Below are 20,470 nucleotides of genomic sequence, written 5' to 3'. Positions count from 1 at the left end.
CAACGCTGTACCAACGTTGTAAACCCCTGGCGCACCACCGCCCGGACAAGCCCGGCGCCCGGCGGGCCGAGCCCGCCGGGCGCCGCACGGCGACCCGTCAGTCCTCGGGCAGCTCCACCGGGGCGATCTCGTCGTAGACGTCGCCCGGCCCGGGGTTGGCCGGGTCGGTGGCGCCGCCGAGGTGGCGCATCACGCCCCACACGGCGTTGAGCGCCGTCTGCACCGCGCCCTCGGCCCAGCCGGCCGTCCAGGAGATGTCGTCGCCGGCCAGGAAGAGGCCGCGCTTGTCCTCGGGCAGCCGGTCCTGCACGAAGTGGGTGAACAGCCGCCGCTGGTAGCGGTAGTGGCCCGGCAGGTTCGCCTTGAAGGCCCCCATGAAGTACGGCTCGTTCTCCCAGGAGACGGTGACCGGGTTGCCGATGATGTGCTTGCGGATGTCGACGTCGGGATAGATCTCCCGCAGCGACTTGAGCATGACCTCCAGCCGCTCCTGCGCACTGAGCGGCAGCCACTTCAGGGAGTCGTCGCACCAGGTGTAGGAGAGGCACATCACCGCGGGCCGGTCCGGCCCGTCGTCCAGCAGGTAGGTGCCGCGCGTCATCCGGTCGGTGAGCGTCATGCTCATCACGTCGCGGCCCGTGCGCTCGTCCTTGTCCAGCCAGAACGGCCGGTCCACCGGCACGAACAGCTTGGAGGACTCCATGTAGTGGGTGCGCTCGATCGCCGTCCAGTGGTCGATGGGGAACAGGTCGTCGTCGCAGTCGATCTTCGACAGCAGCATCCAGGACTGGGCGGTGAAGATCGCCGCCCGGTAGGTGCGCACGTCGCCGGTCGCGTCGGTGACGGTGATGCGGTTGCCCGCCGTGCGGTGCAGCCGGGTGACGGCCGGGCGCGGCTCGCCGCCGTGCAGCGACTTCAGCGAGGTGCCCAGCGGCCAGTGCACCAGCTTGGCGGGCTCGCGCTCCCACAGCCGCAGCGGGAGCTGCTGGCTGCCGCCGACGATGCCGCGGTGGTCGTCGTCGGCACCGGTGTAGACCACCCGCAGGATCTCCAGGATGGAGTTGGGGAAGTCGGTGTCCCAGCCGCCCGTCCCGAAGCCGACCTGGCCGAAGATCTCGCGGTGGCGGAAGGAGGAGAACGCCGGGGAGTCGCACAGGAAGCCGTAGAAGGTCTGGTTGTCCAGCTTCTCCACCAGACGCGACCAGATCTCGCGGATGCGGGGCACGTCGCGGGTGCGGATGGCCCGCTGCATGTCGGAGAAGTCCGCGCCCTCCTCCAGGCAGGCGTTCCAGGCGTCCATCACCTGGTGGTAGACCTCGGGCAGGTCGTCCAGGGTGCGGGCGTAGTGGGACTCCCCCTTGAGGTCCACCACGGTGGAGGGGGTGTCGGGGGCCAGCGGGTTGGGGAACGGCTTCGTCTCCAGACCGACCAGGTCCGCGTAGTGCCAGAAGGCGGTGGAGGACGGCGGGAAGCGCATCGCGCCCATCTCGGCGGTCAGCCCGGGGTCGCAGCCGTCGAAGCGGGCCGTGCGCAGCCGCCCGCCGATCCGGTCCGCCTCGTAGACCACCGGCTTCAGGCCCATCTTCATCAGCTCGTAGGCGGCCACGATCCCCGACAGCCCGCCGCCGATCACCGCGACCTCGGTGCCGTGCTCGGTCGCGGGCACCTGGCCGAGGCCGGCCGGGTGGGCGAGGTAGTCGTCGTAGGCGAAGGGGAAGTCCGGGCCGAACATGGTGACGGGCGGCTCGCTCTGCGCCTCGGCGTGCTGCTCGTCGTGGACGGCGGTGGGCACGGTGGAGGTCATGGGGTGGTTCTCTCCTGGAGGGACGTGACGGGCCGGGCCCGGTGGCGGACCGGGCCGGTCCCGGGTGGGGCGGGGTGGGGCGGCGGACCGCCCCGGGGCGGGACGGGGCCTCAGACGAGGGAGGCGTAGAGCTCGGGGCGGCGGTCGCTCAGGTACGGGTTGGCCGCCCGCGACGCGCGCACCCGCGCCGGGTCGACGTCCGCGGCGACCAGGTCCTCCCCCGTGCCCGCCCGGGCGCGGACCGTGCCGTCGGGCGCGGCCAGGCAGCTCAGCCCGGTGAAGGAGAGGGCGTCGCCGCCCTCGCCCTCGGTGCCGCAGCGGTTGGCGTAGGCGATGTAGAGCTGGCTCTCGAAGGCGCGCGCCGGGACGAGGGTCTCGGCGACGATCTCGTAGGGCCGCATCAGCGCGGTCGGCACCAGCAGCAGCTCGGTGCCTGCCAGGGCGTGGGCGCGGACGGTCTCGGGGAACTCCACGTCGTAGCAGACCAGCAGCCCCACGCGGACGCCGTCGAGGTCGGCCTGGACGACAGGGGTGCCGCCCGGGGTGAAGCGGGCGGTCTCGAAACCGCCGTACAGGTGGGTCTTGCGGTAGTTGGCCAGCGGAGTGCCGTCGGCACCGACGAGCCGGGCGGAGTTGTGGACCCGGTCGCCGTCGCGCTCGGGATAGCCGTAGGCGATGGCGACGCCGTGCTCGGCGGCGATGCGGGAGACGGCCCCGGCGCCGGGGCCGTCGGCGGGCTCGGCCAGCTCGGCGACCCGCTCGCCGAGCGCGTACCCGGTCAGGTACATCTCGGAGGCGACCAGCAGCCGGGCCCCGTCGGCGGCGGCCCGGCGGGCGGCGCGGTCGAGGGCGGCCAGACTGTCCGCGGTGGAGCCGGGGACACCGCCGGGGCCCTGGAGCAGCGCGGTGCGCAGCGGCGTCATGGGACCTCTCGCTTCGTCTCGTCCGCGCCCGGGCAGGGGCGGGCGCGGGCCTGTGAGCTGGGACGATTCGACGGTACGGCGCCCCTGGGGAGCCCACAAGCCGCACTCGTTGCGCACCGGGCGCCGATTCGTTGCGTCTTTCGGGTCCGGCGCGTCGATTCGTTGCGCGGCGGCGGCGCCCTCAGGCCGGCGACCCCGAACCGTAGCGGCGCAGCAACGGGGAGAGCACGAGGACCGACCGGGTGCGCTCCACGAACGGCTCCCCCGCGATCCGCTCCAGCACCCGCTCGAAGTGCCGCATGTCGGAGGCGAAGACCTGCACGATGGCGTCCGCGTCGCCGGTCACGGTCGAGGCGGAGGCCACCTCCGGGTAGCGCTCCAGGCCGCGGCGGATGTCCTCGGGCGAGGTGTTGCTGCGGCAGTACATCTCGATGAAGCCCTCGGTCTCCCAGCCGAGCGCCGACGGGTCCACCCGCACGGTGAACCCCGTGATCGCCCCCTGCTCGCGCAGCCGGTCCACCCGGCGCTTGACGGCCGGCGCGGACAGCCCCACCTCGGCGCCGATGTCGGCGTAGGAGCGCCGGGCGTCCTCGGCCAGGGCGTGGACGATGCGTTCGTCGAGCTGGTTCAGTCGCACTGCGGGTGGGCCACTTCTTCCGTGCGGGTGGTACGTCGCTGCCGGGGCGCCGGGCGGAGCGCGGAGCCCCGGGCGAAGTACAGCACACCCGGCCCTTCCGGACCTGCGGGGAGCCGCCGGCCGGGGACGGGGGCCCGCCCCGGCCGGAGCCGGCCGGGGCGGGCCGGGGCGGGCCGGGGCGGGCCGGGGCGGGCCGGGGCGGGCCGGGGCGGGAACCTTCACCGAACCGTCACAGGCCCGGCGGGGGCACCCCGCGGGCAAGCCCATGTCCCGCCCTTCCGGACATGACCGACCGGCACACACCACCGCGAACCGGTCGTCACGGGCCGCGGCGGACCGGCGGCGCAGTCCCGTCCCACCTCCTCGCGCACCCCCCTCGCTGGCCCCTCCGGGGCGGCCCTCTATACGGTGTGGCCTTGCAGGACAGGGTCGGACGCGGGGGAGGACACATGACGTTCGACGAGGAATGGAACCGGCTGGTGGCGGCTGCCGCGGAGCGGAAGGCCACCGGGATGCGGCTGAACCAGCTCGACGGCGACGGAGGCGGCAGCGGCGTCGCGACGTCGTCCGGCGAGCTGAAGGTCGACCAGAAGGACCTGGCCGCCGTCGGGGACGCGGCGTTCGGCCTCCGCGAGAGGCTGCGCAAGGACGGCGAGCACGCCCGGGAGAGCAGCAACAGCGCGGCCGCGGGCCTCAAGGGCGACTTCGAGATCGGCGACGCCCTGAGCCACGTGGCCACCCGGTGGCAGGAGCAGTTGCGCAGCCTCACCGACGCCTGCGGCCACATCTCCAACCACCTCGAGTACACCGACAAGGCCCATGCCAACAACGAGCAGCACATCAGCGGCCTGTTTAACAGCGTCAACCGCCTGAACGAGGGCTTCGACGAGAGGACCCAGCGCCAGTGAAGCTCGACGCCCTCCGCCACGCCGACTTCTCCAGGCTCGACGCCGCCGTCACCGACTGGTCGGAGATGGTCGGGAAGCTCAAGACCCTGAAGGACGACGCCCGCTCCCAGCTCAAGGGGAAGGCCGACAAGGCCGACTGGACCGGCCTCAACGCCGCCGTCACCCGCGAGTTCATCGCCAAGACCGTGGAGGAGTTCGGCGACGCCCACACCCAGGCGACCTCCATCCGCAACATCCTCAAGGACACCCGCGACGAGCTGGTCGAGTACCGGCGGCAGCTCAACGACGCCATCGCGCGCGGCCTGAAGAAGAACCTGACCGTCGTCGGCAACTCCGACGGCAGCTTCACGGTCACCATGAACATCCACCCCGACCGCGCCGCCGAGGGCACCGACGTCCCCGACCACAGCCCCCAGGACGTCACCGACCTCCGCGACGAGATCCAGGGCATCCTCACCAAGGCCGCCGAGAGCGACTCCACCGCTGCCAGGGCCCTGCGCGCCCTGGTCGACCAGGCCGACCTGGGCTTCTCCGACGCCTCCTACGCCAACCGCGACGCGGCCGCCGAGGCGATGCAGGCCGCCGACCGGGCCGCCGAACTCGCCGCGGACCCGGGCGGGATGACCCCGGAGGAGTTCGACGAGCTCAACTCCGCCCTGGAGAAGTACGGCGACGACGACCTGTTCGCCGAGCGGTTCGCGACCGCGCTGGGTCCCCAGGGCGTCATGGACTTCTGGACCGGCATCAACGACCCGCACACCAACATGCAGCTCGGCCAGGCCCGGGTCGACAAGTACGGCAGCCTCCAGGAGCACCTCGGCCTCACCCTGGCCAACGCCACCCAGTCCGACAGCGCGGCCATGCAGCGCTGGGAGCGGGACATGGTCGGTCTGACCGGCGAGCTGGTGCCGAGCAGGGACAACCCCCGGGCCGTGGGCGCCCAGGTCATGAGCAACCTGATGCGCTGGGGGGACTTCGACGACAAGTTCCTCAAGAACTACGGCAACGAACTCATCCGGGTCGAGAAGGAGCGCAGCGGCAACGGCCGGAGCGCGGAACTGGCCTGGCACTTCCCCATGGGGCCGATGCTCAACCGGACGGGCACCGACGGCGGCTCGGACCCCATGACGGGGTTCATGATGGCGCTGGGCAAGAGCCCGGAGGCCGCCACCGACTTCTTCAACGGGACCTTCGTCACCAAGGACGAGGACCACGACTTCCTGCGGGACACCGACGGCGACGGCAACAAGGGCAAGATCGGCCTGACCAACTTCCAGTACCTCTTCGAGGAGCGGGACTGGCCCAAGGAGTACGACGACAAGGGCGAGGAGAGCATCACCGGCAAGAACGCCTTCGGCTGGGCGCTGGAGGCCGCGGCGACCGGCCACCCGGCCGGCGAGCAGCCCACGCCGGACCTCCCCCCGCACAGCCCGGGACAGGCCAGGCTGATGGAGGCCCTCGTCAACTCCGTCTCCGACGACCCCGAGCGCCTGACCAAGCACGGCTACCTCTCCGACAGCTTCGGCCAGATCGCGGCGGAGTACCTGCCCGACATCAACCGGGCCACCGCCGACGACAAGCACGGCAACACCAACCTGCTGTTCCCGGTCGCCGGCACCGCCGCCGAGATGGACCACAACGACGTCACGCGCTTCCTCGTCAGCCTGGGCCAGAACCCGGAAGGGTACGCGCGGGTCGAGATGGGCCAGAAGGCCTACATGACCAACCTGATGGACTACCACCTCAACCCCGACCTCCCGGAGGACAAGCGGTACCCGCAAGATCCTCAGACCACGATCGAGGAGATCGCGCGGCGGTCAGGCGAGATCAGCGGAACCCTGGCCATCGGCCGCCAGGAGGCGGTTCTGGGAGAGGCACACCAGAAGGACGAGGACTACCAGAAGTCGATGGGCCAGCTGAAGAACACGATCTCCGGGATCGTCGGTACCGGAATCGGTGTGGGGACGAGCTTCATCGCGACCCCTGCCGGCGGAGCCGCCGCTGGCGGAGCCGCCGGCACGGTCAGCAGTGTCGTCCTGGAGCAGATTTTCGGTGGTCTCGAACCGAACAATCTCAAGGCAGCCGGGGAGAACGAAGGCGTAAGGTGGGAGATGGCCAGGCAGAACAGCACGGAACACGGTCAAGTGGCTGCCCTCGAAGCCGCCAAGGCCCATGATCTGCCGTACGCCAACAAGGTGGCGGATTGGGTGCTGCACGGAAACGGGGATGGTTTCGCCAGTGCCTCCGTCAACGTCTCCCGGATGGCTGATGATCTGGACACCAACATTCCCAACTGACGGCGTGCCACAGTCCCGCTCTCGTCTCATGTCCTCTACGCCACCGAGGTCGATTTGAGAAGCCCAGGAGGAGTCACATTGCAGCGGACCCCGCTCGTGGCCCCGGTCGTCGGAGCGCTGCTCCTCGGTCTCGGGGCGACCGCCTGTTCCACACAGGAGAGGAACTACGAGATCCCCTCCGCCCTGTGCGGCACGGCCATCTCACCCGACCTTCTGGAACCCCTCCTGCCGCCTGGAGACAAGATTTCCACCACCCTCTCCGACCGGGTGGAGGGCATGAAGCGCTGCCTCGTCAGCGTCGATGGAAAGCAGGTCCTCGCGGTCGGCACCGAGTGGTGGAAGGAAGGAGCATCCCTGCGCAGGGCCGCCCTTGTGATCGCCAACGTGGAATCCGACGACAAGGAAACGGAAGACGGCCGGTACCTTTACTCGGCTTCCGGGGCGATCGGAAAGGTCACCTGCCCCAAACCCCGTAAGACCGATGGCGAGCTCCTCGCGACGGCGCGGGTCAACGAACCGGGTACATCCGACGAGGCGGCGATGAAGAAGCTGATCGCCGCCTACGCCGAGGCCGTCGGAAAATCCGACGAATGCACCTGAGCCCCACAAAGCCGCCAACCTCCCCATGAGACCCGCCCAGGCGGTAGCAGCGGATGCCGCAGGCTGAGCGGACCTCAGGCCTCCGGCGAACCGGAGACCGTCCCGGACGACTGTCTGCTGCAACCACACCCTCGCCCCCCCACGGCACCGAGGTCGCCTTGAGAAGCCCACGAGAACCCACACGACAACGGAACCGATCCCTGCTCCCGGTCGTCGGGGGGGTACTGCTCGGTCTTGGTACAGTCGCATGCTCCGCGGAGGAGAGGAACTACACGATCCCCGAGACGCTGTGCGGCACGTCCGTCTCCCCGGACCTCCTGGAACCCCTCCTTCCCCCGGGGGACGAGATCTCCGTGAACCCGTCGTCGGGAGCCGAGGGCATGGACCGGTGCCTGATCCGTGTGGACGGCAAACACGCCCTCGCCCTCAACATCGAGTGGTGGGAGGAGGGGACCTCCCTGTCCAAGTTCGCCTCCGTCTTCCCCGGCGTCGACCCCGGTGACAAGGAGTCGGAGGACGGGCGGTACCTCTACTCCGACACCGGAGCCGTCGGGAAGGTCACCTGCCCGAAGCCGCGGAAATCCGGCGACGATCTCTTCGTGGCGGCGCGGACCAGTGAGGTCGGCACGCCCGACGAGGCGGCGATGAAGAAGCTGATCACCGCCTACGCCGAGGCCGTCGGGAAGTCCGACGAATGCACCTGAGCCCCACAAAGCCGCCGGCATCCCCGTGAGACCGACCCGGGCAGGGGCGGCGAGTGCCCCAGGGAAAGCGGGCCACCGGGTCCCGTTGAGCCGAAGGGCACCCCGACCGACTGCGCGCCGCAGTTGCGCTCCCGTTCACCCCTCGCGCCACTGAGGCCGAATTGAGAAGCCCAGGAGAAGCCACATTGCAGCGAACCCCGCTCGTGGCCCCGATTGTCGGAGCACTGCTCCTCGGCCTCGGGGCGACCGCCTGCTCCACCCAGGAGAGGAACTACGAGATCCCCTCCGCCCTGTGCGGCACGGCCGTCTCACCCGACCTCCTGGAACCCTTTCTGCCGCCGGGGAAGGAGATCTCCATGAGGGAATCCTCGCTCATGGGTGGGTTCAAGAAATGCCGTGTACTCGTGGATGGGATCCAGGTGCTCTCCGCCGGCATCGATTGGCGGGAAAAAGAGCAATCGCTGACCGGCGCTGCGTACGCTGCCATCGGGGTCGACCCGGGGGACAAGGAATCGGATGACGGACGCTATCTCTATTCGGACACCGGAGCCGTCGGAGAGGTCGTCTGCCCCAACCCGCGGAGACCTGACAGAAGGCTTTTCGTGACGGCCTTGGGCAGGGGGGACGGGGAAACCGGCGAAGCGGCGATGGGGAAGTTCATCGCCGCCTACGCCGAGGCCGTCGGGAAGTCCGGCGAGTGCACCTGAGCCCGTGAGGGCGCCTTCCGCGCCACACGGGGATCGCCCGCCGAAGCGCGGCTATCGGGCCTCCTCGTGCGGCCGGCCGAGGCGTGAGTGGTGGATGCCGTAGGTGAAGTAGATCACCAGGCCCCCGACGAGCCAGAGGCCGAAGACGGTCCAGGTGACGGCATCCAGACCGGTCATCGTCCACACGCAGAAGGCGAAGCCGAGCGCGGGCAGCAGGGGCGAGAGCGGGACGCGGAAGCCGCGGGTGGCCCGCGGATGGGTGCGGCGCAGGATGACGACGGAGACGTTGACCAGCGCGAAGGCGAAGAGGGTGCCGATGCTGGTGGCATCGGCGAGCCGGCCGAGCGGGATCAGCGCCGCCAGCAGGCCGCAGAAGGCGGAGACGATCAGGGTGTTGGCGCGCGGGACGCCCGTGCGCTGGTGCACCCGGGAGAACACCGCGGGGATCAGCCCGTCGCGGGCCATGGAGAACAGGATGCGGGTCTGCCCGTAGAGCACGGCCAGGACGACGCTGGCGATGGCGACGACCGCGCCGAGCGCCAGCAGGACGGACCAGACGGCGTGGCCGGTGACCTCCTCCATGATCCCGGCGAGGGCGGCCTCGGAGCCGGTGAAGTCCTGCCACGGCATGGCGCCGACGGCGACGGCCGCTACCAGGCAGTACAGCACCGTGACGATGACCAGGGAGAGGATGATGGCGCGCGGCAGGTCGCGGCGGGGGTTCCTGGCCTCCTCCCCGGCGGTGGAGGCGGCGTCGAAGCCGATGTAGGAGAAGAACAGCGTCGCGGCGGCCACGTTGACCCCGGCCACGCCCAGCGGCATGAAAGGCGCGTAGTTGCCGGCGCGTACGCCGGTGACGGCGACGGCGCAGAACATCAGCAGCGCGCTGATCTTCACCACCACCATGACGGCGTTGGCGGTGGCGCTCTCGCGGGCCCCGCCGAGCAGGAGGACCATCGCCAGCAGGACGACCACCAGGGCGGGGAGGTTGACCACACCGCCGTCGCCGGGCGGCGCGGAGAGGGCGTCGGGGAGGGTGACGCCGATCGTGCCGTCGAGCAGTTCGTTGAGGTACTGGCCCCAGCCGACGGCGACGGCGGCCACCGACACCCCGTACTCCAGGATCAGGCACCAGCCGATCACCCAGGCCGTCAGTTCGCCCATGGTGGCGTAGGTGTAGCTGTAGGAGGACCCGGCCACCGGGATGGTGCCGGCCAGCTCCGCGTAGGACAGGGCGGAGAACAGCGCGGTGAACCCGGCGACGACGAAGGCGGCGATCACGGCGGGTCCCGCCTCGGGCACGGCCTCGCCCAGGACGACGAAGATGCCGGTGCCCAGCGTCGCCCCGATGCTGATCGAGGTCAGCTGCCACACGCCCAGCGAGCGCCGCAGGGCGCCCCCCTCGCCCTTGCCGCTCTCGGTGATGAGCCGTTCGACGGGTTTGCGGCGCGTCAGCCGGGAACCGGCGCCGGGTCCGCGGTACGGGGCGGGATCGGGGGCGGGGGGCGTCGTGCCCTGGTCCATCGGCGTCGGCTCCTTGCGGGTCGCTCACGTACCGTGCGTACGGCGCACACGGTGTGTTCCGCCTCAGAGGGTGGCACACCGGGACGCTGTGGACCCCGTGCGCGCGCCCGCGTCGGCCGTCCCGCTCCGGGGGTCACCGCACGGGCAGGGCCCTGACCCAGGTCCGGTCGCCGGTGAGGTAGGTGTCGACGGCGAGCCCCGCGCCGGCCAGCACCTCCTCGAATTCGGTCCGGTCCAGGCGCCGGGAGAGGAACGTCTGGGTCCAGGTGCCGTCCGGGAAGACGTACTCGCAGCGGACGGCGGACACCCGCGGGTCGTCGGTGGGGTCGGCGGCGGCGATCCGGACCAGGCCGTCCCCGGCCCTCCGCTCCCGCGGCACCCTCGTGTGCCAGTCCTCGCCCTCGCGCTGGACCAGCACGCAGCCGTCGTCCGCGACGTGCCGCCGGCAGGCGTGCAGCAGCGCGTCGCGCACCCGGACGTCGCTCGCGTGGACCAGGAAGGAGGGGAGCAGGACGGCGTCGAAGCGCTCGTCCAGCTCCAGGGTCTCGATGGGCGAGCACACGGTGCGGGCCCCGCGGACGTGCTCCAGCATCCGCGGTGACTCGTCGACGGCCGTCACCGCGAAGCCGCGGTCCAGCAGGGGGTGGGTGACCCGGCCCGCGCCGCAGCCCAGTTCGAGCAGGGCCGCCCCGGCGGGGACGGCCGAGGCGATGACGTCGGGTTCGTCGCCGGCGGGGAGGCGGGTGTAGACCTCCACCGCGCAGCCGTCGGGGGTGATCGCCCCGGTGCCGGTCCCCCCGTGCCCCTCGCGCGGTACCTGCCGCAGGAAGTCGCTCACGGCCCCATCCAAACGGCCGCGGCCCGTCCCGGGAAGGGGACGGGCCGCGGGGGGGGGCGGGCCGGAGGGGGCCGGCCGGGGTCACCAGCTGGCGTGCAGGGGCTTGCCCTCGGCGTAGCCGGCGGCGCTCTGGACGCCGACGACGGCCTTCTCCGCGAACTCCTCCAGGGTGGCGGCACCGGCGTAGGTGCACGAGGAGCGCACCCCGGCGACGATCGAGTCGATCAGGTCCTCCACACCGGGCCGCTCCGGGTCGAGGAACATCCGCGAGGTGGAGATGCCCTCCTCGAACAGCGCCTTGCGGGCCCGGTCGTAGGGGGACTCCTCGGCGGTGCGGTTGCGCACCGCGCGGGCGGAGGCCATGCCGAAGCTCTCCTTGTACAGGCGCCCGTCGGCGCTCTGCTGGAGGTCGCCGGGGGACTCGTACGTCCCGGCGAACCAGGAACCGATCATGACGTTGGAGGCGCCGGCCGCCAGCGCCATGGCCACGTCGCGCGGATGGCGCACGCCGCCGTCGGCCCAGACGTGCCGGCCGAGCCTGCGGGCCTCGGCGGCGCACTCCAGGACGGCGGAGAACTGCGGGCGGCCCACCCCGGTCATCATGCGGGTGGTGCACATCGCGCCCGGCCCGACGCCGACCTTGACGATGTCGGCGCCGGCCTCGACCAGGTCGCGCACGCCCTCGGCGGAGACGACGTTGCCCGCGACGACGGGGACCTGCGGGTCCAGACCGCGGATCGTCCCCAGGGTGGTGATCACCGACTCCTGGTGGCCGTGGGCGGTGTCCACGACGAGGGTGTCCACCCCGGCGTCCAGCAGCCCCTTCGCCCGGCCGGCGACGTCGCCGTTGATGCCGACGGCCGCGGCGACGCGCAGCCGGCCGGCCGCGTCGGTGGCGGGGGTGTAGAGGGTGGCGCGCAGGGCGCCCTTGCGGGTGAGGATGCCGGCCAGGCGCCCGTCGGCGTCGACGGCGGGGGCGAGCCTGCGGTGGGCGCCGTCCAGGCGGGTGAACGCCTCGCGGGGGTCGATGTCGGCGTCCAGCAGGAGCAGGTCGCGGGACATGACCTGGGACAGCTGGGTGAAGCGGTCCACGCCGGTCAGGTCGGACTCGGTGACGACCCCCACCGGGCGCCGGTCCGCGTCGACCACGACGCCCGCGCCGTGCGCCCGCTTGGGCAGCAGGGACAGCGCGTCGGCGACGGTCGCGGTGGGCTCCAGGACGATGGGGGTGTCCAGGACCAGGTGGCGCTGCTTGACCCAGGAGATGACGTCGGTGACGACGTCCAGGGGGATGTCCTGGGGGATGACGACGAGTCCGCCGCGGCGGGCGACCGTCTCGGCCATCCGGCGTCCCGCGATGGCGGTCATGTTGGCCACCACGATCGGGATGGTGGTCCCCGTGCCGTCGGGGGTGGAGAGGTCCACGCCCTGGCGGGAGCCGACCGCGGAGCGGTTCGGCACCATGAAGACGTCGTCGTACGTCAGGTCGTACGGAGGCCGCTGGTCGTTGAGAAATCGCACGTACTTCATTGTTGCATGCCCGCACGTTTCCTCGCCCTCGGAGGAAAGCCCAGGTAGAGGAGGGTGCGTTCGTGCGATCATCCGAACGGTACGGCGCCGCGGGGGCGCGGGCGCCGCGCCGCCCGGCACCGGACGCGGCGCGGTGTCCGGCGCGCGCCGGCCGGTGGGTGGGCCGGGCGCGCGCCGGGCGTGGAGCCGGCTCAGCGCGCGCCCTCGTCCGGGTCCGCCCGGTCCAGCGCCGGACGCGGTCCGGGCCCGGTCTCGTGGAGCAGGTGGTCGGCGGCGGCGGTGTCGGTGACCAGGCTGGTCACCAGTCCGGAGCGGAGGACGGCTCCGATCGCCGACGCCTTGCGGCGCCCGCCGGCGATCGCGATGACCTCGGGGACGCGGCGCAGCCGGTCGGCCTCGACGGTGATGCAGCGCTCCCCCAGGTCGCGGCCGATGCGGCGGCCCTCGGCGTCGAAGAGGTGGGCGGACATCTCGGCCGCCACGCCGAGCGAGGCGTAGTGGGCGCGCTCCTCCTCGCTGAGCATGTCGTGGACGGTGGAGACGCCCGGCTCCCAGGAGCCGATGGACACCGCCGCCACCGTCACCTTGTCGAAGTACTCGAAGGCCGAGGCGATCCCGGTCTGCCGCCGCAGCGCGGCGGCGGTGGCGGGGTCGGGCAGGAGCATCGGCGCGTAGATGGGGTGGGCCTCGCCGCCGGAGACGGCGGCGGCGCGGCGGACGGCCTCCACCGAGCCGCGTTCGGCGGTGCCCGCGTCGTAGACGCCGGTGAGCTGCACGACGGTGCACGGCGGGAGGCGGTGCAGCGCCGTGGCCATGTGGATGGTCGAACGGCCCCAGGCCAGGCCCAGCACGTCGCCCTCGGCGACCAGCTCGCCCAGCAGGTCGGCGGCGACCTCGCCCAGGTTCTCCGGGTCGGCGGCGTCCTCGGGCGCGTCCGAGGGGGACTCCACGACGACGGCGTGCCGCAGTCCGTAGCGGGCGCGCAGCGCGTCGGACCGCTCGGCGTCCAGTTCGGCCGGGACGCGGATGTCGATGCGCACCAGGTCCCGTTCCAGCGCGGTCTCCAGGACCCGCGCCACCTTGAAGCGGCTCACGCCGAACTCGTCGGCGATCTGGATCTTGGACTTGCCCTCCAGATAGAAGCGGCGCGCCATGGCCGCCGCCTGCATCAGCTCGGCGGGACCCATTCTCGTGGCTGACCGCCCGGTCGACACCGCACTCACCTCGCTACCGTTGCGCCGTACTCGTGTACGCCTCTCCATCACTCTGCGCGTTCATCCTCGCAGATCCGCGGGGTTCCTGATCCATTCCGTGCACGGTGCACACAGCTACCGGGCCGTACGGGGGCCCGGTGGGGTGCCGTTCAACCCGGCGCCCGCCGCCCGTCCCCGGATGTTCGCCGAGCGCCCGGAGCGGCCCCCCGGCGCCCGGCGCGCCCCTCAGTGCGCGTGCCGCCCGGCGGCGCCGGCCTGCTCGGCCTGGGCACGCAGCGACCGCACCGCGGCCGCCGGGTCCTCGGCGCCGTAGACGGCCGACCCGGCCACGAAGACGTCGGCGCCCGCCTCGGCGCAGCGCTCGATGGTGGAGGCCGACACGCCGCCGTCCACCTGGAGCCACAGCTCGAGTCCGTGCCGGTCGATGAGCTGCCGGGCGCGGCGGATCTTCGGCAGCGTGACGTCGAGGAACGCCTGGCCGCCGAAGCCCGGCTCCACGGTCATCACCAGGAGCATGTCGAGCTCCGGCAGCAGGTCCTCGTAGGGCTCGACCGGGGTGGCGGGCTTGAGCGCCATGGAGGCGCGGGCGCCCTTGGCGCGGATCTCGCGGGCCAGCCGCACCGGCGCGGCGGCGGCCTCCGCGTGGAAGGTGACGGACCCCGCGCCGGCCTCCACGTACTGCGGGGCCCAGCGGTCGGGGTCCTCGATCATCAGATGGCAGTCCAGCGGGATGTCCGTCGCCCTGCGCAGCGACTCGACGACCGGGACACCGAGCGTGAGGTTGGGGACGAAGTGGTTGTCCATCACGTCCACGTGGAGCCAGTCGGCGCCCTCGGGCCCTCCGACGCGCTGCGCCTCCTCGGCCAGGCGGGCGAAGTCGGAGGACAGGATGCTGGGGTTGATCTGAGCCATGGCCCCAGTATGTCGTGCCCGGCGCACGGCCCGGCGTCCGGTCCGCGGCCGCCGCCGGGCGCGGCGGACGGGGGGTCAGGTGCGGCGCAGCAGCGCCAGGTACATCGCGTCGGTGCCGTGCAGGTGCGGCCACAGCTGGACGTCGGGGCCGTCGCCGAGGGAGGGGACGCCGGGCATCAGCGGGCGGGCGTCGAGCAGCTCGGCGCTCTCGTGCTTCAGTACGTCCTCGACGACCGCGCGGGTCTCGGCCGGATGCGGCGAGCAGGTGGCGTAGCCGACGACGCCGCCGGGCCGGGCGGCCCGCAGCGCCTCGGTGAGCAGACCGCGCTGGAGGGGCGCGAAGCCGGCCACGTCCTCGGGGCGGCGGCGCCAGCGGGCCTCGGGGCGGCGGCGCAGGGCGCCGAGCCCGGAACACGGCACGTCGACCAGGACGCGGTCGAAGGAGCCGGGCCGCCAGGCGGGACGGGTGCCGTCGGCGGTGACCACCTGGTACGGGCCGGGATTGCCGTGGAGCGCGCGGGCGACCAGGCGGGCGCGGTGCGGCTGCTTCTCGGCGGCGACCAGGGCGGCGCCCCGTCCGGCGGCCAGCGCGGCCAGCAGGGCGGCCTTGCCGCCCGGTCCGGCACAGCCGTCCAGCCAGCGGCGGTCCTCGCCCTCCAGGGGCGCGTTCGCCAGGGCGAGTGCGACGAGCTGGCTGCCCTCGTCCTGCACTCCGGCCCGGCCCTCGGCCACGGCGCCGATCATGCCGGGGTCGCCGCCCTCGGCGAGGCGGACGGCGTAGGGGGACCAGCGGCCCGGTTCGGCGTCACCGGTCAGCAGCTCCTCCCGCTCCGCCCGCCCGGGGCGGGCCACCAGGGTGACCTCGGGGCGGGCGTTGTCGGCCGCCAGCAGGGCCTCGATGCCGTCGCGGCCTCCGCCGAGCGCGTCCCACAGGGCGGAGACGACCCAGCGCGGGTGGGCGTGGACGACCGACAGGTGCTCCTCGGGGTCCTCGTCGTAGGGCGGGGCCACCCTCCGCAGCCAGCCGTCCAGGTCGTCGGCGGCGATCTTCCGCAGCACGGCGTTGACGAACCGGGCGCGGCCCTCGCCCAGGACGGTGCGCGCCAGGTCCACGGTGGCGCTCACCGCGGCGTGGGCGGGGATGCGGGTTCCCAGCAGCTGGTGGGCGCCGAGCGAGAGGACGTCCAGCACGGGGGGGTCCACCTCGCGCAGCGGGCGGTCCACGCAGGCGGCGATGACGGCGTCGTAGGTGCCCTGCCGGCGGAGGGTGCCGTAGACCAGCTCGGTGGCCAGCGCCGCGTCCCGCCCGTCGAGGTCCCCGCGCTCGCGCGCCCTGCGCAGCAGCGGGGGCAGGACGAGGTTGGCGTACGCGTCGCGCTCGTCGACGGCCCGCAGCGCCTCGTAGGCGAGCGCGCGGACGGGGTCCTTCCGGGGACGGCGGGGGGGCCTGGCGGGGCGGCGTGGCCGGCTGCTCACGGGGAAAGGTGCTCCGGTCGTTCGGGGTCGTTCGGGGACGGGGTGGTGCGGAGCGCCCGCTGGGGCGCGGCCCTCCAGCCTAGCCCCGGTCCGGGCGCCCCCTTCCGCGCGCACCCGGCGGCTCATCCCCCGAGGCGCTCCCCCGCGGTGATGCGCACCCCGCGCGCCCAGTCGGCGGCGGCCATCGGCTTCCGGCCCTGCGGCTGGACCCAGAGCAGCTCGACGGCGTGCGAACCGGTCCCGGCGTGCACGGTGCTCTTGCCGACGGCCAGCTCGCCGGGGGCCAGGTCGGTGCGGTCGGGCGCGAGGGCGACCTGGCGCAGCTTGAGCCGCTCGCCGCGGAAGAGGGTCCACGCGCCGGGGGCCGGCGAGCAGCCGCGCACCACCCGGTCCACGCGCAGCGCGGGGGCGCTCCAGTCCACCCGGGCGTCCTCGACGGTGATCTTGGGGGCGAGGCTGACGCCCTCCTCGGGCTGCGGGACGGCCCGCAGCGTGCCGTCCTCGATGCCGTCCATGGTGGCGGCCAGCAGTCCGGCGCCCGCGAAGGCGAGCCGGGTCAGCAGGTCGCCGCTGGTGTCGGTGGGCCGGACCTCCTCGGTGACCACGCCGTAGACCGGCCCGGAGTCCAGCCCCTCCTCGATGAGGAAGGTGGAGGCGCCGGTGACCTCGTCCCCGGCCATGATCGCGTGCTGGACGGGCGCGGCGCCGCGCCAGGCGGGCAGCAGCGAGAAGTGCAGGTTGACCCAGCCCCTGGCCGGGACGTCGAGCGCGACCCGGGGCAGCAGCGCGCCGTAGGCGACGACCGGGCAGCAGTCCGGGGCGATCTCGCGCAGCCGGGCGAGGAAGTCCTCGTCGCGGGGGCGGGCGGGCTTGAGGACCTCGATGCCGGCCTCCTCGGCCCGCTGCGCGACCGGGCTCGCCACCAGGCGGCGCCCGCGCCCGGCCGGCGCGTCCGGCCGGGTGACGACGGCCGCGACCTCGTGCCGCTCCGATGCGATCAGGGCGTCGAGGGCGGGTACGGCGACCTCGGGGGTGCCGGCGAAGACGAGCCTCATGGGTGGCGAACTACCTCTCGCTGACGGACGCGTGCGGCCGCGCGCCGCACACGGACGCACGGGGTGCCGGGGGCGGGGGCCGCGGGCGCGCTGGACGGCGCACCAGTCTACGGCCCGTCACGGCGCCCGGTCCGGGGGGCGCTCCGGGGGCGTACCGGCCCCGGCTGACAGCCCCCGGCCCCCTCTTCGCGCCCCCGCAGCGTGACCCCGGCGCCCGCTGCGGCGTTGGTCAAGGCAGCTTGACCGATGGAACCGATGGACCGAGGCGGCCGCGGACGCGGTCGACCGTCCTCACGCCGGTTGGAGAGGCTTGACCATGGCCGACCACGCCACCCCCGACGCCCAGGCACGGGCCAGCCTGCACCTGCTGGTGCGGGACATCGAGCGGGTCCGCCGGCAGGTGGACGCACTGCGCACCCTCACCGCCCAGCTGGGCAACGTCTACCGGCCCCGGCGCACGGGACCGTCCTCGGGCTTCGTGGTCTACGGCAGGGCCCCGGCACCCACCGTGCGCCTCGCCCAGGAGCTGCGCGACAGCGTGGAGGCGCTGGTGACGGCGGCGGTGGAGTTCGACCGCTCGCTGGGCTTCTCCTGGGACGCGGTGGGCTCCGCCCTCGGCGTGACCAAGCAGGCCGTCCACCGCCGCTACGGCACGCGCCGGGGCGCGGACCGGGCGGGTACGGCCGGGGCGGAGGGCACCCGGCGGACCGCCGGCAGCGGGGAGGGCGGCCCGCCGGCCGCACGCCCCGTGGCCGTGGGGCAGAGCGCCCCCGCGGCCTCCTCGGCCGCCCACACGCTGCCCGGCCGGCCGGCGCAGCCGCCGCCGGACTCCCGTCCGGGCGCACTCCCCTCCCCCCGCAACGGCTGACTCCTCCTCAGCCGTGCCCCGCCGCCCGGCGCCCGGCCGCTCCCCTTCGGCCGGGCACCGGGCGGCCCCGGGTCCCCGTCCTGTCCGGAGCGTCCGCCGGGGACGCGCTCAGCCGATGTCCTCCGGATCGATGCGGACCCGCACCGGTGCGCTCCCGCGGCGGGCGAGCCGGGCGGCCCGCGCCGTCCGCAGCGCCGCGGCGAGCGCGGCCCCGCCACCCGGCGGCACCCGCACCAGGGCCCGCTCCCACCGTTCGCCGGCGGGGGCCGAGCCGGGCCGCCTGGGACGCCCCGCCTCGGCGGGCGGCAGCGGCACGGGCCCCAGCACCTCCGCCTCGGGCGGCAGCTCGGCCGAGGCCAGCAGCTCGGCGACGGCCTCGGCCGGCCCCGTCACCTCCGCCATCCGCGACACCGGCGGGAAACCCAGCTCGGCGCGCTCGGCCAGCTCGCGCCGGGCGTGCCCGGCCGGGTCCCAGCGCACCAGCGCCTGGACGGGCCGCAGGGCCGGCTCGGCCATGACGACCACCCGCCCGCCCTCGGCGTGGGGGCGCACCAGCGCGGCGGCGGCCAGCCAGCGGCGCAGCGCCTCCTCGGAGGCCCGCAGGTCGGGGCGGGAGAGCAGCGCCCAGCCGTCCAGCAGCAGCGCCGCCGCGTAGCCGGGGCCCTCGGCGACCGGCTCGGCGCCGGGCGTGCTGACCACCAGCGCGGGCCGGTCGGGCACGGTCTCCAGCACGTGGTCCCGCCCGGAGGTGCGCACGGGCACGGACGGGAAGGCGCGGCCGAGCTCCTCGGCGGTGCGGCGGGCGCCGAAGACCCGGCCCCTCAGCCGCGTCGCTCCGCACTCCGGGCAGGCCCACCCGGGCTCCGCCCGGCCGCACCAGCCGCAACCGGGCGGGCTGTCCCCGTCGGCGGCCTCCAGGGGGCCGGAGCAGTGGGCGCAGCGCGCGGGTTCGCGGCAGCCCGCACAGGCCAGCCGGGGCACGTAGCCGCGGCGGGGCACCTGCACCAGGACGGGGCCCAGCGCCAGGGCGTCGCGCACGGTGCTCCAGGCCAGGGTGGGCAGCCGGGCCGCACGGGCGGCCGGATCCCGCGCCTCGTCGCCGTCGCCGACGGTGCGGACCAGGGGGGCCGCCGCACGGACCGCGTCCCGGTCCGCGGCCAGCGGGCGGGCCCAGCCGGTCTCGACGAGCTGGGCGGCCTCCACGGTGCAGCCGTGCGCGCCCAGCAGGAAGCCGCACCCCTCGCGGGCGGCGCGCAGCAGCAGCACCTCGCGGGCGTGGGGCATCGGCTCGCGGGGGTCGCGGTGGCTGGAGTCCCCGTCGTCCCAGACGGCGACGAGCCCGAGGTCGCGCACGGGCGCGAACATCGCCGCACGGGTGCCGACGACGCAGCGCACCGCGCCGCGGTTGACGGCGAGCCAGCGGCGGTAGCGCGCCTCCGCGCCGGCGTCGGCCGTGAGCAGGACGTGCCGCCCCGCGCCGACCAGGGCGGTGAGGGCGGCGTCCACCCGGGCCGCGGCCCGCCCGTCGGGCAGCACGGCCAGCGCGCCGCGGCCGGAGGCCAGGGCGGCGGCCAGGGCGCGGGCCAGCTCGTCGGGCCAGTGGGGGCCGGGCAGCGCCGTCCACACGGCGCGGGGGGACTCGCCCGCGGCGAGCGCCCGCAGCAGACCGGGGCCCGCCGGGTAGCGGGCCCACGTCCCCGGGACGGGCGGCTGCGGCGGGGCGGCGGCCTGCCCCCCGCCCCGCTCCGCGGCCTTCTCCGCACGGGCCATGCGCGGCGGCACGGCGAGCTGGACGATGTCGGCCAGCGCGCCGGCGTAGCGGTCGGCGACGGCCCGGCACAGCCGCAGCAGGCCGGGAGTGAGGACCGGTTCCGGCGAGAGGACCTGGGCGATGGGCGCCAGGGTGCCGGGGAAGTCGGACTCCGCGCACCGCTCGACGATGAAGCCGTTGACCAGGCCGCCGCCCTCCCGGCGCCCGCCCCGCTCCCCCGCGCCGAAGCGGACCCGCACCCTGACCCCGGGCCGGGCCTCGGCGTCCATGGCGGCGGGCACGGCGTAGTCGAAGAGGCGGTCGAGGTGGAGCAGCCCCTTGTCGACCAGGACGCGGGCCACCGGGGCGTGCGGGGCGAGCTCGGCGCCGCGCCAGGTACGCGGCCGGGCGCGGGGCGGTTTGGCGCTGCGGACCGTCTCGCGGATCAGCGCGAGCTGCTCACCCCCCGGCGCCCCCTGCGCCGGGGGCCCGCCGGCCCGCCCGTTCTCGCTGCTCACAGCCCCCAGTCCTACCAGAACCCACTGACACGGCCCGGTCGCCCCGCTGCGGGGCGACCGGGCCGTGCCCGGCGGTCGCGGTCGTCCGCGGGGTCCTACAGGCCTGCGGCGGTGCGCAGGGCGTCGGTGCGGTCGGTGCGTTCCCAGGTGAAGTCGGGCAGTTCGCGGCCGAAGTGGCCGTAGGCGGCCGTCTGGGCGTAGATCG

At 74.2% G+C, this 20,470-nt stretch carries 17 protein-coding genes; 6 read left to right on the top strand and 11 right to left on the bottom strand.

Going from position 1 to position 20,470, the window contains the following annotated elements; translation table 11 throughout:
* Positions 1 to 97 precede the first annotated feature (97 nt).
* From ACFSJS_RS06260 to ACFSJS_RS06250, 3 genes are all read right to left on the bottom strand, one after another.
* Positions 98 to 1,804 (bottom strand): flavin monoamine oxidase family protein, encoded by a 1,707-nt coding sequence (locus ACFSJS_RS06260; protein WP_380897647.1) that lies wholly within the window; start codon positions 1,802 to 1,804, stop codon positions 98 to 100.
* Between the two features lie 110 nt (positions 1,805 to 1,914).
* On the bottom strand, positions 1,915 to 2,727 hold the full coding sequence (locus tag ACFSJS_RS06255) for a carbon-nitrogen hydrolase family protein (protein WP_380897645.1): 813 nt from the start codon (positions 2,725 to 2,727) through the stop codon (positions 1,915 to 1,917).
* 181 nt (positions 2,728 to 2,908) lie between these two features.
* Positions 2,909 to 3,364, bottom strand: a complete 456-nt coding sequence (locus ACFSJS_RS06250; protein WP_380897643.1) for an Lrp/AsnC family transcriptional regulator — start codon at positions 3,362 to 3,364, stop codon at positions 2,909 to 2,911.
* A gap of 449 nt (positions 3,365 to 3,813) precedes the next feature.
* On the opposite strand from ACFSJS_RS06250, the gene ACFSJS_RS06245 reads away from it, so the two are divergent.
* The 5 genes from ACFSJS_RS06245 to ACFSJS_RS06225 all read left to right on the top strand — a co-directional run bounded on the left by ACFSJS_RS06245 (position 3,814) and on the right by ACFSJS_RS06225 (position 8,580).
* Positions 3,814 to 4,272 (top strand): hypothetical protein, encoded by a 459-nt coding sequence (locus ACFSJS_RS06245; RefSeq protein ID WP_380897641.1) that lies wholly within the window; start codon positions 3,814 to 3,816, stop codon positions 4,270 to 4,272.
* Positions 4,269 to 6,569 carry a hypothetical protein gene (locus ACFSJS_RS06240; protein WP_380897639.1) on the top strand — a complete coding sequence of 767 codons (2,301 nt, stop codon included), beginning with the start codon at positions 4,269 to 4,271 and terminating at the stop codon, positions 6,567 to 6,569. Before ACFSJS_RS06245 ends, ACFSJS_RS06240 begins: the two co-directional genes overlap by 4 nt.
* Before the next feature lie 78 nt (positions 6,570 to 6,647).
* Positions 6,648 to 7,169 (top strand): hypothetical protein, encoded by a 522-nt coding sequence (locus ACFSJS_RS06235; RefSeq protein WP_380897637.1) that lies wholly within the window; start codon positions 6,648 to 6,650, stop codon positions 7,167 to 7,169.
* Positions 7,170 to 7,522: 353 nt separating this feature from the next.
* The gene (locus tag ACFSJS_RS06230) at positions 7,523 to 7,873 is read left to right on the top strand and encodes a hypothetical protein (protein WP_380897635.1); all 351 of its coding nucleotides are present in this window, start codon (positions 7,523 to 7,525) and stop codon (positions 7,871 to 7,873) included.
* A gap of 185 nt (positions 7,874 to 8,058) precedes the next feature.
* Positions 8,059 to 8,580 (top strand): hypothetical protein, encoded by a 522-nt coding sequence (locus tag ACFSJS_RS06225; RefSeq protein ID WP_380897633.1) that lies wholly within the window; start codon positions 8,059 to 8,061, stop codon positions 8,578 to 8,580.
* 51 nt (positions 8,581 to 8,631) lie between these two features.
* On the opposite strand, the gene ACFSJS_RS06220 is transcribed toward ACFSJS_RS06225, so the two are convergent.
* The 7 genes from ACFSJS_RS06220 to fmt form a co-directional block, all read right to left on the bottom strand.
* Positions 8,632 to 10,104, bottom strand: a complete 1,473-nt coding sequence (locus tag ACFSJS_RS06220; protein ID WP_380897631.1) for an amino acid permease — start codon at positions 10,102 to 10,104, stop codon at positions 8,632 to 8,634.
* A gap of 133 nt (positions 10,105 to 10,237) precedes the next feature.
* Positions 10,238 to 10,942 (bottom strand): class I SAM-dependent methyltransferase, encoded by a 705-nt coding sequence (locus tag ACFSJS_RS06215; protein ID WP_380897629.1) that lies wholly within the window; start codon positions 10,940 to 10,942, stop codon positions 10,238 to 10,240.
* An 81-nt stretch (positions 10,943 to 11,023) separates the two neighbouring features.
* Entirely contained in the window at positions 11,024 to 12,472 is a 1,449-nt protein-coding gene (locus ACFSJS_RS06210; protein ID WP_380897627.1) for a GuaB1 family IMP dehydrogenase-related protein, read from the bottom strand.
* A 191-nt stretch (positions 12,473 to 12,663) separates the two neighbouring features.
* On the bottom strand, positions 12,664 to 13,659 hold the full coding sequence (locus ACFSJS_RS06205; RefSeq protein ID WP_380897625.1) for a sugar-binding transcriptional regulator: 996 nt from the start codon (positions 13,657 to 13,659) through the stop codon (positions 12,664 to 12,666).
* Positions 13,660 to 13,911: 252 nt separating this feature from the next.
* Positions 13,912 to 14,598 (bottom strand): ribulose-phosphate 3-epimerase, encoded by a 687-nt coding sequence (gene rpe / locus ACFSJS_RS06200; RefSeq protein WP_380897623.1) that lies wholly within the window; start codon positions 14,596 to 14,598, stop codon positions 13,912 to 13,914.
* 75 nt (positions 14,599 to 14,673) lie between these two features.
* Positions 14,674 to 16,074, bottom strand: a complete 1,401-nt coding sequence (locus tag ACFSJS_RS06195; RefSeq protein ID WP_380897621.1) for an RsmB/NOP family class I SAM-dependent RNA methyltransferase — start codon at positions 16,072 to 16,074, stop codon at positions 14,674 to 14,676.
* A gap of 122 nt (positions 16,075 to 16,196) precedes the next feature.
* Complete coding sequence (fmt, locus tag ACFSJS_RS06190; protein ID WP_380897619.1) at positions 16,197 to 17,129, bottom strand: methionyl-tRNA formyltransferase; 933 nt, start codon at positions 17,127 to 17,129, stop codon at positions 16,197 to 16,199.
* Between the two features lie 316 nt (positions 17,130 to 17,445).
* Here fmt and ACFSJS_RS06185 point away from each other — a divergent pair, with 316 nt between their 5' ends.
* The gene (locus ACFSJS_RS06185) at positions 17,446 to 17,997 is read left to right on the top strand and encodes a hypothetical protein (protein ID WP_380897617.1); all 552 of its coding nucleotides are present in this window, start codon (positions 17,446 to 17,448) and stop codon (positions 17,995 to 17,997) included.
* A gap of 108 nt (positions 17,998 to 18,105) precedes the next feature.
* Here the strand turns inward: ACFSJS_RS06185 and ACFSJS_RS06180 are convergent, their stop codons facing one another.
* Positions 18,106 to 20,265, bottom strand: a complete 2,160-nt coding sequence (locus ACFSJS_RS06180; protein WP_380897615.1) for a primosomal protein N' — start codon at positions 20,263 to 20,265, stop codon at positions 18,106 to 18,108.
* Positions 20,266 to 20,470: the final 205 nt, after the last annotated feature.

Origin of the sequence: Streptomyces desertarenae (assembly GCF_042681365.1) — a bacterium.
GTDB lineage: Bacteria > Actinomycetota > Actinomycetes > Streptomycetales > Streptomycetaceae > Streptomyces > Streptomyces desertarenae.
This window is presented reverse-complemented; position numbering and strand designations above follow the sequence as displayed.

Excerpts from the sequence above, each read along its gene's own strand:
- ACFSJS_RS06260 (WP_380897647.1), bottom strand. The coding sequence starts at position 1,804 with ATGACCTCCACCGTGCCCACCGCCGTCCACGACGAGCAGCACGCCGAG.
- ACFSJS_RS06245 (WP_380897641.1), top strand. The coding sequence starts at position 3,814 with ATGACGTTCGACGAGGAATGGAACCGGCTGGTGGCGGCTGCCGCGGAG.
- ACFSJS_RS06205 (WP_380897625.1), bottom strand. The coding sequence starts at position 13,659 with ATGGGTCCCGCCGAGCTGATGCAGGCGGCGGCCATGGCGCGCCGCTTC.
- ACFSJS_RS06185 (WP_380897617.1), top strand. The coding sequence starts at position 17,446 with ATGGCCGACCACGCCACCCCCGACGCCCAGGCACGGGCCAGCCTGCAC.
- rpe (WP_380897623.1), bottom strand. The coding sequence starts at position 14,598 with ATGGCTCAGATCAACCCCAGCATCCTGTCCTCCGACTTCGCCCGCCTG.
- ACFSJS_RS06255 (WP_380897645.1), bottom strand. The coding sequence starts at position 2,727 with ATGACGCCGCTGCGCACCGCGCTGCTCCAGGGCCCCGGCGGTGTCCCC.
- ACFSJS_RS06210 (WP_380897627.1), bottom strand. The coding sequence starts at position 12,472 with ATGAAGTACGTGCGATTTCTCAACGACCAGCGGCCTCCGTACGACCTG.
- ACFSJS_RS06220 (WP_380897631.1), bottom strand. The coding sequence starts at position 10,104 with ATGGACCAGGGCACGACGCCCCCCGCCCCCGATCCCGCCCCGTACCGC.
- fmt (WP_380897619.1), bottom strand. The coding sequence starts at position 17,129 with ATGAGGCTCGTCTTCGCCGGCACCCCCGAGGTCGCCGTACCCGCCCTC.